This window comes from Kocuria sp. SM24M-10, from assembly GCF_001027955.1.
Lineage (GTDB): Bacteria > Actinomycetota > Actinomycetes > Actinomycetales > Micrococcaceae > Kocuria > Kocuria oceani.
In genome coordinates this window covers 1-15,166 of sequence record NZ_LDNX01000111.1, presented here as the reverse complement: position 1 = coordinate 15,166, position 15,166 = coordinate 1, and the positions used below count along the sequence as shown (strand labels likewise).

Genomic DNA, 15,166 nt, shown 5'->3' with positions numbered 1-15,166 from the left:
GCCCGGCCCACCCGTCCTGCCGCCTTCTCCACGGCCGGTGCATGCCGGGAACCGCGCGGGACTCCCGCCGGCCGCGGCGCCGGGGGAGTTCCCGCCCGAAGCCCCTATCCGCAGCACGGGCTTCGCCGCGTTCCGGCTCCTGCCCCCACCGGCGGATGTGAGCAGCCCGAGGCCCGGACCCAGCCTGGCGGACCGGCCTGCCGGCCAGGCGGTGATCGCCGAGACGCTGCGGATCCAGGACGAGCGACCACCCCGGTCACGGTGGGCCCGCTTTCTCGGCACCGATCCGCTCAGCGACCGGAGCCGCCCGTGGTTCCGGGGCGCGGAAGGGGAGATGGCGGTCGGGCAGATCCTGGGGCGGCTCGGACCGGAGTGGACGGTGCTGCACGCCGTCCCGGTCGGGGCCGGGACCTCGGACATTGACCACGTGGTGATCGGCCCGGCCGGCGTGTTCACGCTCAACACGAAGAACCACACGGGCAAGGCAGTGTGGCTCGGGGCGCGCGCCATTCTTGTCGGCGGGCACAGGCAGCACTACCTGTCGCACTCCCGGCACGAGGCCGCCCGGGCGGCGAAACGGTTGAGCGCGGCGGTGGGGGAGCCGGTGCCGGTCACCCCGGTGCTGGTGCTGATCGCCCCGAAGTCGCTGACGGTCAAGCAACGTCCCGTGGACGTCGCCGTCGTCACCGACCGCCAGGTGCTGCGCTGGCTGCAGCGGCGTCGCCCCGTGCTGGCGCCCGCGCAGGTCGACCGGATCAGGGCCGCGGCCCTTCGCCCGGATACCTGGCACGACCACCCCGCGCTGCCCGAGGACCCAGCGGTGCTGCAGGAGCGCTTCGAGCAGCTGCGGTCCACCGTCCGCGGCGCGCGGGTGCGGCGCGACCTGTGGAAGCTCGCCGGGGTCGCCGCGGCGCTGGCGGCGTTCCTCGGCTCGGGGCCGGTCGAGGCGGTCCTGGACTCCTTCTGATCGGCGCCGGTGTGACGGTGCGGTCCCCGGCGCGGTCGTCGGGACCGCACCGGGGACCGCGTCACCGCAGGTCGGGGAGCGGGATCAGCCTGGCTGGTCCGCCGGGGTGAGCTCCATGGGCAGCACGCGCCGCAGGACGTCGGAGAGGGTGATCACCCCGACGAAGCGGCCGTCGTGCCGGACGGCGGCGAGCTGCTCGCCGGCCTCCCGGATCCTGGCCAGGGCCTCGTAGACCGGGGTGTCGGCCTCGAGCACGAACGCCGGGCGGGACAGTTCCCGCACGGGCCGGCCCGGCGGTTCGAGCAGCGTGTCGCGCACGTGCACGACGCCGGGGGCGCCGGTCTCGGGGTCCCCCACGAGGATGCGCAGGTGCCCGGTGCGGGTGGCGGCCTCCTGCACGTCGGCGGCCGTGGCCCCGACCGGCACCGTGGTGGGCGGCCCGTCGGAGGCGATCAGCGCCTCGACGGTGAGCTTCTCCAGCTCCAGGACGCCGGAGACCTGGCTGCGGAAGGAGGAGTCCAGCGCCCCGACGGAGGCGGAGTGCTCCACGAGGTGCTGGATCGTCTCGGCGTCCTGGCCGCCGACCGCCGCGCGGTTCACGGGGGTGACCCCGCTGGCGGCGACCAGCCGGTTGGCGATGGCGTTGACCCAGACCAGCAGCGGCCGCACCACCCAGATGAAGCCGCGGGAGGGCACGCCGATGAGCTTGGCCGAGGTCTCCGGGTGCGCGATCGCCCAGGACTTCGGCGCCATCTCGCCCACCACCAGGTGCAGGAAGGTGACGAACAGCAGCGACAGGCCGAAGGCGGCGCCGTCGGCCAGCCCCTCGGGCGCGCCCCAGGCCGCGAACACCGGACTCAGCCACGCGTCCACGGCCGGCTTGGTGACCGCCCCCAGGGCGAAGGTGCAGGCGGTGATGCCCAGCTGCGCGCCGGCGAGCATGATGGTCAGCTCGTTGATCCCGCGCAGCGCGGCGCGGGCGGAGCGGTTGGTCGCGGCCTCGGCCTCGAGCCGGTGGCTGCGGGCCCCCAGCAGGGCGAACTCGATGACCACGAAGAACGCGCTGAGCACGATGAGCAGCACGGTGGCGACGGTGACGATCAGGGGGTCGGTCATCGGTCCTCCTCCCGGGTGGTGTCGGTGGTGGTACCCGGGGCGGCGCCCTCGGCGGTGGTCTCGACGAGCCGCACGAGCAGCTCGCTGGGCACGTGCCGGGACAGCTCCAGCACCTCGACGTCGAGCGCCCGGTGCACGGGGTCGTCCAGGACGAGGTCGCGGGGGTCGTCGGGCAGCTCGATGCGCACCACGTCCCCGGTGGCCGGCAGCTCACCGCGGTGGGCGATGAGCAGGCCCGAGATGGTCTCGTAGTCGCCGTCGGGCAGCTCGTGACCGACCGCGCGCTCGACCTCGTCGACGTGGATGTCACCGTCCATCCGCCAGGTGTCTTCCTGCTCCGGCGTGATGACGGCGGGAGGTTCGTCGTCGTGCTCGTCGGTGATCTCCCCGACCAGCTCCTCGGCCAGGTCCTCGACCGTCAGGACGCCGGCGAAGCCGCCGTACTCGTCGATGACGCAGGCCAGCTCGTGGCGCGACTCCGTCAGCCGGGCCAGTGCGTCGGGCAGGGACATGAGCGTGGGCAGCACCAGCGGGGGCGCCATGATGGTGGCCACCGCGGCGTCGTCGGGCGCGTTGCTGCGCAGCAGGTCGGCGAGCTGGACGACGCCGAGGGGCTCCTCGGTCTCGGAGAGGACCGGGTACCGGGTGTGCTCGGCGGCCATGAGGGCGCGCAGCTCGCCCACGGTGGTGTCCGGGGTGACGGCGCCGACCTGGGAGCGGGGGATCATGGCGTGCTCGACGTCCCGGTCCGGGAAGTCGATGATGCGGTCGATGAGCACCGACAGCTCCTCGGGCAGGTCCCCGCTCTGACGGGAGTCGGCCACGATGCGCTCGAGGTCCTCGACGGTCGCGGTGGAGTCGACGTCGTGCACCGGCTCCACGCGCACCAGGCGCAGCAGGGCGTTGGCGGCGTGGTCGAACACGGTGATGAGCCAGCCGAACAGCGCCAGGTAGATCGTCGTGGAGCGGGCCAGCGCCCGGGCGAGCGGCTCGGGGTTCGCGATGGCGAGGTTCTTCGGGTACAGCTCACCGAAGATCATCTGCACCACGGCGGCCACGACCAGGGCGATCACCGTGCCCACCGTGATGCTCAGCGCCGCGGGAATCCCCGCCTCGCCCAGCAGCACGGCGAGGGACTCCCCGACCATGGGCTCGGCGACGTAGCCGATGAGCAGGCCGGTGACGGTGATGCCCAGCTGGGCGCCCGAGAGCATGAACGAGGTGCGGCGGGTCACCTTCAGCGCGCGCTGGGCGGCCTTGTCGCCGGCGTCGGCGCGGGCCCCCAGGCGGGCGCGGTCCACCGACATGTAGGCGAACTCCTGGGCCACGAAGTACCCGTTGGCGGCGATGATCGCGAGGATCACCACGATGCCCAGGAGCAGGGTGAGGAGCGCTCCGATCATCGGGGGCTCACCCCCGGGGAGGAGGAGCCGGGCCGGAGCCTGCGGCGGTGGTCAGCTGTGGCGTGAAAAGGACAACTGTCGCCCGGGTCGTCGGACGACCCGGGGCTCGCAGGCGATGGGCCCATGACGGTGGTACACACACTCCATTGGTCGGGGATGCAGATGCGCCGACCAGTCTATTTCCCGCCGCACCGCCGGCCGGGCTCCCAGCGCTGATTCCGAGAGGATCCCCAGGTTCGCCCGCGCGGTCTCCGCGGACGGCGCGGCTTCGGCAGGCAGTCCATGTCCCGGTGTCACGGACCTGGCCTACGCTGGAGCTGTGATGTGCCCCGCCGCCGCGCGCACCCGCTCCTGACCGTGCCGAGGCCCCGCCGCCTCGGGAACGAGCTCCTTCCGCGACCCGGACCCGGGCCGCGGGATTCCCCACGCACCAGGAGACGGACCATGCACCTTCGCACCTTCCGCGCCGACGACCTCGAGACCCTCATCGGCCTCACCGTCCGCGCCTTCCGGCCCATCCAGGACGGCATCCGCCACCAGCTGGGCCCTGAGCTGTTCGCCCGGCAGAACGGACAGTGGCAGCAGGACTACCGCGACACCCTGACGGAGCTCACCGCCCCGGAGCGCCGGCACCAGTTCCTCGTCGCCGACCTCGACGGCGCACCCGCCGGCTACGCGGCCTGGGCGGTCCACCCCGGTCCCGCCGGGCCCCAAGGGGAGATCACGCTGCTCGCGGTCGACCCCCGGCACCAGCGGAGCGGCCTCGGCCGCGCCCTGATCGAGGGGACCTTGACGGCGATGCGCGCTGCCGGATGCGTCGTCGCCTGGGCGAGCACCGGCGGTGACGACGCGCACGCCTCCGCCCGGGCCGCCTATGCCGCCGGAGGCTTCACCCCGCTGCCCACCGTGTTCTACAGCCGCGTGCTGTAGGAGATCCCCCGGGGGGCGGGACCTCCCGGGCGGCCCCGGCCTGTCGGCCCGGAGTTCACCATTGCGCACACGCCGTGCGGGGGCGCACAGTGGCTGCATGACGACGCGGAGACAGCCCGGGTTCGTGCTCGCGGTCGTGCTGGCTGCGGTCGCCCACCTCGTGGCGGGGTACTTCTACCTGGCCAGCGGTCTGATGGCCCCGCTGTGGGCCGTGGTGCTGCTGCTGGTCTGGTGGGCGGTCCTCACCGTCGTCGGCGTGCGGCTGGTGCAGCGCCGGTCCTACCTGGTGCTGCTCGTGCCCGTCGTGGCCGCGGTGAGCTGGTTCGGCCTGATGTCGTTCGGCGGGCAGGTCCTGGGCTGGACCCCCTGACGGGACACAGCACCCCGATCGACGTGCGGCGAACGGCCCGGCTGCAGGAGGACCTCGGCGGTGCGGGACCGGGTGCGGACATGGCTGGAGGCGGATCATGCCCCCCAGCACGATCCGCCTCCAGCGCTCCCCCCCTCAGGGTAGGGACGGCCGCTGCGACCGCCTCGGGGACTCCCTTGTCCAGCGAGTGGTGCGCAACGGCTGCGGGTGACCAGAAGTGCCTCTGGTCAGGCCCTGGTCTTTCCCCACGACCACCATGGAGGATCTGCCGCCGGGCCCGCAAACGGTGCCTGAATATGACGCACACCACAGGCAACATTTCGTTGCGGGCGCGAAGCCCCCGGCCGGGACCATCCCGGTAACTCGGTCCCGGACGACGCCGGGGAAGCCGGCGTCCACCGCGGAAACGACCGAGCCGCCGAGGCCGGGGCTCACCCCGGCGGGGACGTCGCTGCGTGGAGCAGGACGGTACGGACCTCGCCCAGGATGTCCTCGGCGTCCGGGTCCGCCGCGATGAGCACCAGGACCGGGTGCTCCGGTGCGGGCCGGCCGGGCGGGCGGGGGCGCAGGTCCACCCGTCCGCCCGAGAGCTGGATCTCGTGCCACCGCCCGGCCGGATCCTGGAGGAATCCCTTGGCCCGGACCAGCCGCCCCGCCTGCCCGGCCAGCACCCGGGCGAACGCGGCGACGTCGAGCGGGCCGAGGTCCTCCAGGGCGGTGGACCTGTGGGTCGTCGCGTGGCGGTCCGCGGGGTCGTCCGGCGGCGCTCCGCCGTTCTGCGTCCCCGGGACCGGGCCGGCGAAGGCGGCCGTCGCCGCCGCGCCGGGGTCGGTGGGATCCTGCACGAGCAGACGCGCCCGCGGTGCGGCCTCCCGGCAGGCCTCCACGGCCTCCTGCGTCTCGGCGGGCAGCGCGAGGTCGGTCTTCGTCACGAGCACCACCTCGGCCGCGGTGAGCTGGCGCCGCACGGTGTCCCCGACGTACTCGTCCCGCAGCAGCCGGCGCACGGCGGTCGCGTCCGCGCAGACCAGCACCGGGCCGGGGGAGAAGCCCGGGAAGTCCCGCCACGCGGCCAGCTGGGCGGGGTCGCCCACGCCGCTGACCTCGCACAGCACGTGGTCCAGGTCCCCGCGGGCGGCCAGGGCGGTCATGGTGCGCAGGGCGTCGTCGCTGATCTGGCAGCAGATGCACCCGTTGGTCAGCTCGATCGTGTCCCCGGAGGCCGAGGCGATGAGGTCCGCGTCGATGTTGACACTGCCGAAGTCGTTGACGACCACGGCGGTCCGGCCGGGCAGCACCCCGGCCAGCAGCCGGTTCACCAGCGTGGACTTCCCGGAGCCCAGGTAGCCGCCGATGATCCCCAGCCGGGCGGTCACGGCGCTGCGCCCGCCGGCGGGGCCGGGACCCGGGTGGCGTGGTGGCGGCCGCCGACCACCGTGCCGAGGACGTGGATGTCCCCGATCTCCTCGGGGGCCACGGCGAGCGGGTCCTCGGCCAGGACGGCCAGGTCCGCGAACTTGCCGGCCTCGAGCGAGCCGACCTCGTGGTCCATCTTCAGCAGGTACGCCCCGCCGACGGTGACGGCCTCCAGGGCCTCCTGCACGCCGATCCGCTCGTGCTCGCCCATGACCCGTCCGGACACCGTCAGCCGCGTCACGGCGTGCTTGACCGAGTGCAGCGGGCCCAGCGGCGTGACCGGGGTGTCGGAGTGCAGCGAGATCGGCACGCCCAGCCGCAGCGCCGTGGCGGCGGCGTTCATGCGCGCCGCCCGGTCCGGGCCCACGGTGAGATCCATGTGCTGGTCGCCCCAGGCCCAGATGTGGTTGGCGAAGACGTTGGCGCACGCGCCCAGGGCGGCCATCCGCCGGTACTGGGCGGCGGTGCTCAGCTGCGAGTGCGTGCAGGTGTGCCGGTGGTCGGGGCGGGGGTGCGCCACGAGCACGGCCTCGAGCGTGTCCAGGAAGAGCTGGGTGGTCTGGTCCCCGTTGCAGTGCACGTGGATCAGCAGCCCGGCCCGGTGGAACGTCTCGAAGGCCTCGCGGAACTCCTCCGGGCTCACGGCCCAGATCCCGTTCGGCTCGCCGTTGAGGTAGCCCGGCTCCAGCAGGCGTGCGGTGAAGCCCTGGATGGAGCCGTCCAGCATGAGCTTGACGTTGCCGAAGCGCAGCCGCTCCGTGTTCAGCTCCCGGAGCCGGACCAGCCGTTGCGCGGCCTCGGGCAGGGAGCGGGACACGGGACCCACGCCGGCGCCGAAGTGGAAGACGTTGAGCCGGGCCGGGAAGTCGTCGTCGACGCTCGAGCGGTACAGCGCCACGCCGTCGTCGTCCATCAGGATCAGCGACCCCAGGTCGGTCAGCGTGGTGGTGCCCGTGTTGACCCCGTCCTGGCCGAACCGGCGCAGCGCCCGCGCGTCGATGGTGAGCAGGCCGGAGCCCGCGGTGAGCTCGCCGACGAGGCCCATCGCCGCGAACTCCCGCAGCTCCCCGGTGGGCCGGCCCGCGTCGTCCTTGACCACCCCGGGAACGGGGGTGGCGGCGTCGATGCCGAACCGGTCCAGGACCGCGGAGTTCACGGCGCACACGTGCCCGCTGGTGTGGGAGACGTGGATCGGGCGCGTGGCGGAGACCCGGTCCAGTTCCGCGGCGGCGAGCGGCTGCCCCGGGAAGTAGATGGGATCCAGGCCCCAGGCCAGCAGGGGAGCGTCCGGGGCGTCCAGCTCCGCCTGCGCCTCCCGCAGCCGGTCCAGCACCTCGTCGATGGTCCGGCAGCCGGGCCACCGGCGCCCGTCGGGATCGGTGCGGTCCACGAGGCCCACGTACGTGCTGGCCCACACGTTGCCGGAGCCGGCGTGGCTGTGCGCCTCGACGAAGCCGGGCAGCAGGACGGCGTCCGCGTATCGCTCGTCGAGTTCCGCGCCCGGATAGGACAGCAGCTCGGCGACGCCTCCGACGGCGCGGATCCGGTCGCCGCGCACGGCGACGGCCTCCACCACGGGCCGGGCCGGGTCCATGGTGCGGACGGTGCGGGCCGGGTAGACGGTGGTGGGCTCCATGGGGTCCTCTCGGTGGTGGGCTCGGGCGTCCGCGGGGTCGGCTCAGTCCCGGCCGTCGCGGCGGGGTGCCGCGAGGCTCGGACCGTCCTGCCCCGTCGGCGCCGCGGTGTCCTCCGTCGGCGCGTCCGGCGCGTCCGGCGCGTCCGGTGCGCGCAGGCGGCCGCGGCGGAACTCGTGGACGTAGGCGGTGACCTGCTCCTCCCGCGCGTGGGGCGTCAGGAGGCTCACCACGACCAGCAGCACGGCCGAGACCACGAGGCCCGGCGCGATCTCGTGCAGGCCGAACGGCTGCCCGGCCAGGCGCCAGAGCAGGGTCGCGGCCAGGGCGCCGATCGTGCTGACGATGACGCCGGCCTTCGTGGCCCGCTCCCAGAACATGGCCGCGAGCACCGGCGCGACCAGCGCGGCCGCCGTGAAGGACAGCGCCACCTGGTAGATCGCGATGATGTCCTCGACCCACAGGGCGATCAGCAGGCCGAGTACGGCCATGAAGCCGACCGACAGACGGGAGACGCGCAGGATCCTGGCGTCGTCGGCCGCAGGGTTGACCCACCCCTGGTAGATGTCCTTCGAGATGTTGATCGCCCCGCTCAGCAGGAACGACGTCGCGCCGGTGAGCAGGGCCGCCAGCAGCGAGACCATGAGCAGACCGCCGACGGACCCGGGGAACACCTCCGCGACGAACGACGTGTAGACGGCGTCCGGGTCCGTCCCGGCCGGGAACGCCTGGACCGCGGTGATGCCGATGAGGATGGCCAGCACCGCGATGACCCCGGAGATGACGAACCCGACGACGACGGCGGAGATCCCGGTCCGGGTGGAGCGGGCCGCCGTCAGGCGCTGCCACGTGGTCTGCCAGACGATGTAGAACGGCCCGAAGACCAGGAACCAGTTCAGCAGCTCCGTGAAGCCGATGCTGCCGAAGTCCAGCAGGCGGCCGGGGGTGGCCTCGACGACGACCGAGGGGCCGCCCACGTACACGATGCCCAGCACGAGCATGAGCGCCACACCGGCCACGATGACGACGGTCTGGACGGTGTCGGTCCAGGCCACGCTGGGCATTCCGCCGATCATGGTGAACACCAGGGTCACCGCGAAGCCGAGGACGATGCCCCAGAAGACCGGCAGGTCGGTGATCGAGGACAGGATCGAGCTCATGCCCACCAGCTGCATGCCGAACGTGGGGGTCATGTAGAGGAAGCCGATGATCAGCGCCGGGATCAGGGCCGAGAGCTTCCCGAACCGGCGGGCGAACAGCTCCGGGACGGTGTAGAGCCGCAGGGCGCGGATCGTGGGACCCAGGACCAGCACCGCGACGATCGTGAACAGGGTGAAGCTGATGACGGTGACGGCGTAGGAGATCCCCAGCTCGAAGCCCTGGCCGGCCCCGCCGATCAGCGCCGCCGAGCCCGTCACCGTGGCGATGACCGAGCCGCAGATCGGGAAGAAGCCGAGGCGGAAGTCGGCCATCGCGTAGTCGTCCGCGGTCTTCACCGTCTTCGCCGACCGCACGCTGACGGCGAAGAGGAGGAGCAGGAACCCCACGATCCACACCAAATACCAGTTCATGGGCCCTACCGCCGTTCCTGTCGGGGTTCTTCGGTTCTCGCACCTGATCGGTTGCACACCGCGTGCAGAGCCTCCCGCCGGCGGGCCGCCGCGGACGTGCTGCGGCGGGAAGTCCCCGAGGCAGGGTTCGGGCACGGGTTCATCCTTGCGGCGCGGAGGGGGCTCCCACAAGTCCGACGTCCGGAAAGCGGGCATTCCGGTCGGCCGGCAAGGACGGGGGCCGAGGGGCTCGATGCCGTGCTGGGCGTCCCGGCGGGCTCTTCCGAACGGTGCCCCTGAGCGGTGTGCGCGAGGGCGTCGTCAGGAACGGGCGCTGCGCGTCACCGGACGCCCCGGTCCGGTGCTCACGTGCGGTCGACCCGGTTGGTGAAGTCGCCGCCCTGCGCCAGGGCCCGGAGGTTCTCGAGCAGCAGCGGCGCGGCCCCGATGGGCCGGCCGCCGGCCATGTGCGGGGTGATGGTCAGGTGCGGCGCCGACCACAGGGGGGACTCCGCGGGCAGCGGCTCCTGGGCGGCGACGTCGATCGCCGCGCCGGCGATGGACCCGGCGTCGAGGGCGTCCACCAGTGCGTCCTCGTCGACGGTCGATCCCCGCCCCACGTTCACGACGAGAGCGCGCGGGGGCAGGGCGTCGAGCCGCTCACGGTTCAGCGCCCGCTCGGTCGCCGGGTCCTGCGGCAGGATCAGGACGAGCACGTCCGTCCCGGGCAGGTGCTCGGGCAGCTGCTCCGGGGTGACGACCGGGTATCCGCCGCGCTCGCCGGCGCTGCGCGCCACGCCGGTGACCCGGGCGCCCAGGGCGGTGCACAGGCCGGCCAGGTGCTGCCCGATCGCGCCGAACCCCCAGATGAGCACGTGCGCGTCCAGGAGCGTGGTGACCCGGTCCTCGGGGTGCAGCGGCTGCAGCCCGCCCAGCCGCGGGTCCCAGGAGCGCTCCTCCTGGCTTCGCGCCGCAGTCGGCAGCTGCCGGACCAGGTGCAGCATCAGCGCCAGTGCGTGCTCGGCCACGGGCAGGGTGTGCAGGCCGACCCCGGTGCAGATCACGGCCTCCTCGCGGAACCCGGCCTCCAGGACGCTGTCCGGACCGGCCGCCAGCGCCTGCACCAGCTGCACGCGGGAGAGCCGGCGCGCCGTCTCCTGCAGGGCGTCGGGCGGGGTGCCCCAGACGACGACGACCTCCGCGTCGGCGTGCTCCGCCGGGACGGGGACCGCCGCGTCGTAGCGGACGACCTCGTGGCCGGTGAGGTCCGCCGGGTCGATGTCCGTGGTGTCGGGAATCAGGATCTTCATCGGGTCGGGCTCTCCTGGTCGTAGTGGGGCGTCGGGCGGTCCATGGGCAGCGGGACGCCCGGCAGGTGGTGGAGTCCACGCTACGGGCTGTCATTCTTCGTCCACTCACTCCAGCGCAAGGACTCGGACTTAAACTGTTGGCCCCGGAAAGGGCCAGATCCGAAGGAGCGTGCGTCATGGCCTTCGTCCAGCTGATCGAGTTCAGCACCTCGAAGCCGGAGGAGGTGGAGAAGATCGTCGCGGAGTGGGAGCGCAGCTCCCAGGGGAACAGGACCGCCCGGCGGGTCCTGTCGACGCAGGACCGCGACGACCCGAACCGCTACACCCACATCGTCCACTTCGACTCCTACGAGTCCGCCATGGAGAACTCGAACCTCCCGGAGACCCAGGAGTACGCGCGGAAGCTGACAGAGCTCATGGACGGCGAACCCGTCTTCCGCAACCTCGACGTCCTGGAGGAGCACGACCTCTAGACGCCAGCAACGGGGGCCCCGGTGCGACCACGCACCGGGGCCCTCGTCGGGCCGGGCCGCCACGGTCAGCCCCGTTGCCTCACCGTCCCCGCACCGCGCCGGCGCCCGGTGCGGAGTCGCCCAGGGCGACCAGGCTGCGCTGCAGCGTGTGCACCCAGCCGTCCCAGCCGAGGTCACGCAGCGGCACCCGCTCCTCCGCGGGAATGGCCAGGCGCCCGATCAGCGTGTACACCGACAGCACGGCGGCTGCGGCCAGCATCAGGAACAGGTCCGTCATCATGGTTGGCTCCTTGCCTGTCGTGCGCCGGTCCGATCCGGCCCACTCTCACACTGACAAGCCTGGTCGCCCGGGCCCCGGCGTACGAGTGGCAGAAATGCCTCTCTCCGGTCATTATCTGCCAAATGTGCCAGTGCCTCGCTCCGGAGCCGGCAGGGGCATTGTCTGGGCCCCGGCCGCGACCATCACGGAGCATCTCGGCCGCGTCATCGCGGCCAAGATCGTGCTCAGGCGGTGCTCACGAGGCGGTCGCGAAGCGGCGGCGGTACTGCTGCGGGCTGAGCCGGCGGATCCGGGTGAAGTGGTGGCGCAGCGTGGCCGCGTTGCCGAAGCCCACGTCCGCGGCGATGCGCTCGACCGGCAGGTCGGTCTCCTCGAGGAGCTGCTCGGCCCGGTGCAGGCGCCGCGCGGTGATCCAGGCGTGCGGGGTGGTGCCGGTCTCGTCGCGGAACCGGCGGGCGAAGGTGCGCGGGGACATGGCCGCGCGCCGGGCCAGGGCGTCGACGTCGAGCGGTTCGTCGAGGTGCCCCACGATCCAGGTGAGCAGCGGGTCCAGCGTCTCGGCCCGCTGCTCGGGCACCGGGTCCTTGATGAACTGCGCCTGCCCGCCCTGGCGCTGCGGCGGCACGACCATGCGCCGGGCCACGGTGTTGGCGGCCGCCGAGCCGAACTCCTGGCGCCACAGGTGCAGGCAGGCGTCCAGGCCCGCCGCGGTGCCGGCGCTGGTGAGGATGGTGCCGTCCTCGACGTAGAGGACCTCGGGCACCACCTGGGCGGCCGGGAACCGCTCGGCCAGCTCCGCGGTGTGCATCCAGTGGGTGGTACAGCGGCGGCCGTCGAGCAGCCCGGCGGCCCCCAGCACGAACGCGCCCGAGCAGATGGACAGGATCCGGGCCCCCCGGTCGTGGGCCGTGCGCAGCGCGTGGATCACCTCCGCCGGGACCGGGATGCCCCGGGACATCGCCGGCAGGACCACGAGATCCGCCTCGGCCACCCGGTCGAGCCCGTGCTGAACGGCCACGTCGAAGCCGGCGATCGTGCGGACCGGCCGCCCGTCCGGGCTGCACACGGCGAAGTCCATGACCGGCAGCCCGTCCCCGGAGCGGTCGATCGCCCAGGCCTCGCAGGCCACCCCGAGCTCGAAGGGGGAGACCTCGTCGAACACGATGACGGCCACGTTGCTGATCATGGGTCCATGCTCCCACGGAACTGGCAGGGAATCGACGGATATCAGGAAAGTGCCATCCTCGGCAAGGCGTCGGCGTCCGGGCCGGTGCGGGCCCGGACGCCGCGTCCGACGGCGGAGGACGTCCGGGAGCCGGTCACCGCGGTCCTGTCCTGAGCGACGGACGGCCCGGCCGCTACCCGATCGGCGTCGGCGGCCGCTCCCCGCCGAGCACGGCGAGCACGTTGTCGGCGGCGAGCACCGCCATCGCGGTGCGCGTCTCCACGGTGGCGGAGCCCAGGTGCGGCACCAGCACCACGTTGTCGAGCTCCAGCAGCTCGGGCTGCACCTGGGGCTCGTGCTCGTAGACGTCCAGTCCGGCGCCCGCGATCCGGCCCTCGCGCAGCGCGGAAGCGAGCGCCGCCTCGTCGACGATCGGTCCGCGCGCGGTGTTGACGAGGTACGCGGTGTCCTTCATCGCCGCCAGTTGCTCGGCGCCGATCAGATGGCGCGTGGCGGGCCCGTAGGGGCAGTGCAGCGACACGACGTCGGAGACGGCCAGCAGCTCGTCGAGCTCGACCCGCCGGGCGCCCAGCTCGGCGGCGACCCCGGGATCGATCTCGCTGCGCGACTGGTAGACGATCTCCATGCCGAAGGCCTTGGCCCTGCGCGCGGTCGCCTGGCCGATGCCGCCCATGCCGACGACGCCGAGGGTCTTGCCCTGCAGGCTGCTGCCGAGCAGGAAGAACATGCCCCACTTCCACTCCTGGCCGGAGCGGATGAGCCGTTCCCCCTCGCCGAGCCGGCGGGTCGCCATGAGGACGAGGCCCAGCGCGATGTCCGCGGTGGCCTCCGTGAGCACCCCGGGGGTGTTGGTGGCCACGACACCGCGCTCGCTGCAGGCCGGGACGTCGATGTTGTCGTAGCCGACGGCGACGTTCGCGACCACCTTCAGCTGCGGGCCGGCGGCGTCGAGCAGCTCGGCGTCGACGCGTTCGGTGAGCAGGCTCACCACGGCGTCGGCGCCGGCCACGCGGCGCAGGAGTTCCTCGCGGTCGATCGACTGCGGGCCCGGCCAGGCGTCGACCTCGTGCTCGGCGCGGAGCTTCTCGACGGCGGCGTCGGGCACCCGTCCCGTGACGACGACCCGGCTCATGCCGACTCGATCCACTGGCACAGGCGGCCGAGGCCGTCGCGGATGTCGGCGACGTCGATGCCCGAGTAGGCCAGCCGGATGTACTGCTGCTCCTCACCCGGCTGGCGCCGGCCGAAGTGCTCCCGCGTACAGAAGGAGACGCCGGTCTCGTGCAGCGCCGCCGTGGCGAATTCGCCGACCGCCGTGTACCCCATGCGCTCCATGGCGGCGGTGACGTCCGGGAACAGGTAGAAGGTCGACTGCGGCACGGCCACGTGCATGCCGGGAGTGGCATTCACGAGCTCACAGGCGGCGTCGCGACGCTCGCGCAGGACGTCGAGCATCTGCTGCACGGGTTCCTGGGGGCCGCGGAGCGCCTCGACGCCGGCCCACTGCACGTAGTGCGTGGTGCAGGACTCGTCGTTGGTGTTGAGGGTGCTGAGCACCTTGGCGATCTCGGGCGGCGCGACGGCGCAGCCGAGGCGCGAGCCGGTCATGGCGAACTTCTTGCTGAACGTGTAGAGGATGACGGTGCGCTCGGCCATGCCGGGCAGCGAGGCGATCGAGCTCGAGACCCCCTCGTAGCGCGTCTCGAAGTAGGCCTCGTCGGAGAGCACCCAGAGGTTGTGCTCCTGGGCCAGCTGTGCGACGGCCTCGCGCTCGGCCGCCGTCGACTCGGCCGAGATCGGGTTCTGCAGGTCGTTGTAGATGATGGCGACCGTGTTCGGGGTGATCGAGGCGCGCACCTGGTCGAGGTCGATCGCGAAGCCGTCCGGCGTGGGGAGGTAGCGGTACGGCACGGCCGTGCCGCCGAGGTACTCGATCTGCGACTCGTAGATCGGGAAGCCGGGGTTCGGGTAGAGCACCTCCTGGCCCGGGTTCATGACGGCCTGCAGGAACTTCGTGATGACGGGCTTGCCGCCGGTCATCACGACGACGTTCTCGGGGGTGAGGTCGATGCCGCGGCGCGAGCCGAGGTCCTCGGCGAGAGCCTCCCGCAGTTGGGGGATGCCGGGGCCGGGGCAGTAGCCCGTGTAGCCGTCGGCGATGGCCCGGTTCATGGCCTCGATGATGTGCGGGGCCGTCGGGATGTTGATGTCGCCGAGGTGGAAGGGGTACACGCGGTTCCCCTGCGCCTTCCAGGCGGCCGCGGCCTGGGCGACGCTGAAGGCGGTTTCGGTGCCCAGCCGGTCGAGCCGGTGCGCGAGTTCTCGCATGCTGTTCCACTCCTCGTCGAGTTGGCGGTCGATCCGTGGGCGGATCCACCCTGAGCATACGACTCATATATCAGGCTGGGAAGAGTGGTGCGGTAACCAATTCCGACAGGGAGCAGTGCCGTGGGGTTTCCCCGCTCCAGACGTCGTCCCGATGTGAGCGGGAGCGCGGTTCCGTCGGAACCGCGCTCCCGCTCACATACGTG

General features: G+C 72.8%; 14 protein-coding genes. 4 read left to right on the top strand and 10 right to left on the bottom strand.

Features of this window, described 5'->3' with window-relative positions; genetic code table 11:
* The first annotated feature begins 157 nt into the window (after nt 1-157).
* Nucleotides 158-967 (top strand): nuclease-related domain-containing protein, encoded by an 810-nt coding sequence (locus ABL57_RS12260; protein ID WP_238986048.1) that lies wholly within the window; start codon nt 158-160, stop codon nt 965-967.
* A gap of 84 nt (nt 968-1,051) precedes the next feature.
* On the opposite strand, the gene ABL57_RS12255 is transcribed toward ABL57_RS12260, so the two are convergent.
* Both ABL57_RS12255 and ABL57_RS12250 read right to left on the bottom strand, forming a co-directional pair.
* Complete coding sequence (locus ABL57_RS12255; protein ID WP_047803762.1) at nt 1,052-2,083, bottom strand: CNNM domain-containing protein; 1,032 nt, start codon at nt 2,081-2,083, stop codon at nt 1,052-1,054.
* Complete coding sequence (locus ABL57_RS12250) at nt 2,080-3,486, bottom strand: hemolysin family protein (RefSeq protein WP_047803761.1); 1,407 nt, start codon at nt 3,484-3,486, stop codon at nt 2,080-2,082. Before ABL57_RS12250 ends, ABL57_RS12255 begins: the two co-directional genes overlap by 4 nt.
* Nucleotides 3,487-3,930: 444 nt before the next feature.
* Between ABL57_RS12250 and ABL57_RS12245 the strand changes: the two genes are divergently transcribed.
* Both ABL57_RS12245 and ABL57_RS12240 read left to right on the top strand, forming a co-directional pair.
* A complete protein-coding gene (locus ABL57_RS12245; protein ID WP_047803760.1) occupies nt 3,931-4,416 on the top strand; it encodes a GNAT family N-acetyltransferase in 486 nt (161 codons plus the stop codon).
* 97 nt (nt 4,417-4,513) lie between these two features.
* The gene (locus ABL57_RS12240; RefSeq protein WP_047803759.1) at nt 4,514-4,786 is read left to right on the top strand and encodes a hypothetical protein; all 273 of its coding nucleotides are present in this window, start codon (nt 4,514-4,516) and stop codon (nt 4,784-4,786) included.
* Between the two features lie 431 nt (nt 4,787-5,217).
* On the opposite strand, the gene ABL57_RS20765 is transcribed toward ABL57_RS12240, so the two are convergent.
* The 4 genes from ABL57_RS20765 to ABL57_RS12220 form a co-directional block, all read right to left on the bottom strand.
* Complete coding sequence (locus tag ABL57_RS20765; RefSeq protein WP_053004939.1) at nt 5,218-6,162, bottom strand: GTP-binding protein; 945 nt, start codon at nt 6,160-6,162, stop codon at nt 5,218-5,220.
* Nucleotides 6,159-7,838 (bottom strand): amidohydrolase, encoded by a 1,680-nt coding sequence (locus ABL57_RS12230; protein ID WP_047803758.1) that lies wholly within the window; start codon nt 7,836-7,838, stop codon nt 6,159-6,161. The genes ABL57_RS20765 and ABL57_RS12230 overlap by 4 nt, the downstream gene beginning before the upstream one ends.
* A 42-nt stretch (nt 7,839-7,880) precedes the next feature.
* The gene (locus ABL57_RS12225) at nt 7,881-9,407 is read right to left on the bottom strand and encodes a sodium:solute symporter (RefSeq protein ID WP_082157422.1); all 1,527 of its coding nucleotides are present in this window, start codon (nt 9,405-9,407) and stop codon (nt 7,881-7,883) included.
* A 344-nt stretch (nt 9,408-9,751) separates the two neighbouring features.
* On the bottom strand, nt 9,752-10,696 hold the full coding sequence (locus ABL57_RS12220) for an NAD(P)-dependent oxidoreductase (RefSeq protein WP_047803757.1): 945 nt from the start codon (nt 10,694-10,696) through the stop codon (nt 9,752-9,754).
* 176 nt (nt 10,697-10,872) lie between these two features.
* Between ABL57_RS12220 and ABL57_RS12215 the strand changes: the two genes are divergently transcribed.
* Nucleotides 10,873-11,169: a hypothetical protein gene (locus tag ABL57_RS12215; RefSeq protein ID WP_047803756.1), complete on the top strand. Its 297-nt coding sequence runs from the start codon at nt 10,873-10,875 to the stop codon at nt 11,167-11,169.
* A 79-nt stretch (nt 11,170-11,248) separates the two neighbouring features.
* On the opposite strand, the gene ABL57_RS12210 is transcribed toward ABL57_RS12215, so the two are convergent.
* The 4 genes from ABL57_RS12210 to ABL57_RS12195 form a co-directional block, all read right to left on the bottom strand.
* Nucleotides 11,249-11,449: a hypothetical protein gene (locus ABL57_RS12210; RefSeq protein WP_047803755.1), complete on the bottom strand. Its 201-nt coding sequence runs from the start codon at nt 11,447-11,449 to the stop codon at nt 11,249-11,251.
* Nucleotides 11,450-11,684: 235 nt separating this feature from the next.
* Entirely contained in the window at nt 11,685-12,635 is a 951-nt protein-coding gene (locus ABL57_RS12205; RefSeq protein WP_047803754.1) for a helix-turn-helix domain-containing protein, read from the bottom strand.
* Between the two features lie 172 nt (nt 12,636-12,807).
* Nucleotides 12,808-13,767, bottom strand: a complete 960-nt coding sequence (locus ABL57_RS12200) for a D-glycerate dehydrogenase (RefSeq protein WP_047803753.1) — start codon at nt 13,765-13,767, stop codon at nt 12,808-12,810.
* The gene (locus tag ABL57_RS12195; protein ID WP_047803752.1) at nt 13,764-14,963 is read right to left on the bottom strand and encodes a pyridoxal phosphate-dependent aminotransferase; all 1,200 of its coding nucleotides are present in this window, start codon (nt 14,961-14,963) and stop codon (nt 13,764-13,766) included. The genes ABL57_RS12200 and ABL57_RS12195 overlap by 4 nt, the downstream gene beginning before the upstream one ends.
* Between the last annotated feature and the right edge of the window lie 203 nt (nt 14,964-15,166).

What these genes read in the sequence shown, in the direction of transcription:
- ABL57_RS12255 (WP_047803762.1), bottom strand. Translation starts at nt 2,083, where the DNA reads ATGACCGACCCCCTGATCGTCACCGTCGCCACCGTGCTGCTCATCGTG.
- ABL57_RS12250 (WP_047803761.1), bottom strand. Translation starts at nt 3,486, where the DNA reads ATGATCGGAGCGCTCCTCACCCTGCTCCTGGGCATCGTGGTGATCCTC.
- ABL57_RS12245 (WP_047803760.1), top strand. Translation starts at nt 3,931, where the DNA reads ATGCACCTTCGCACCTTCCGCGCCGACGACCTCGAGACCCTCATCGGC.
- ABL57_RS12240 (WP_047803759.1), top strand. Translation starts at nt 4,514, where the DNA reads ATGACGACGCGGAGACAGCCCGGGTTCGTGCTCGCGGTCGTGCTGGCT.
- ABL57_RS12230 (WP_047803758.1), bottom strand. Translation starts at nt 7,838, where the DNA reads ATGGAGCCCACCACCGTCTACCCGGCCCGCACCGTCCGCACCATGGAC.
- ABL57_RS12225 (WP_082157422.1), bottom strand. Translation starts at nt 9,407, where the DNA reads ATGAACTGGTATTTGGTGTGGATCGTGGGGTTCCTGCTCCTCCTCTTC.
- ABL57_RS12220 (WP_047803757.1), bottom strand. Translation starts at nt 10,696, where the DNA reads ATGAAGATCCTGATTCCCGACACCACGGACATCGACCCGGCGGACCTC.
- ABL57_RS12215 (WP_047803756.1), top strand. Translation starts at nt 10,873, where the DNA reads ATGGCCTTCGTCCAGCTGATCGAGTTCAGCACCTCGAAGCCGGAGGAG.
- ABL57_RS12210 (WP_047803755.1), bottom strand. Translation starts at nt 11,449, where the DNA reads ATGATGACGGACCTGTTCCTGATGCTGGCCGCAGCCGCCGTGCTGTCG.
- ABL57_RS12205 (WP_047803754.1), bottom strand. Translation starts at nt 12,635, where the DNA reads ATGATCAGCAACGTGGCCGTCATCGTGTTCGACGAGGTCTCCCCCTTC.
- ABL57_RS12200 (WP_047803753.1), bottom strand. Translation starts at nt 13,767, where the DNA reads ATGAGCCGGGTCGTCGTCACGGGACGGGTGCCCGACGCCGCCGTCGAG.
- ABL57_RS12195 (WP_047803752.1), bottom strand. Translation starts at nt 14,963, where the DNA reads ATGCGAGAACTCGCGCACCGGCTCGACCGGCTGGGCACCGAAACCGCC.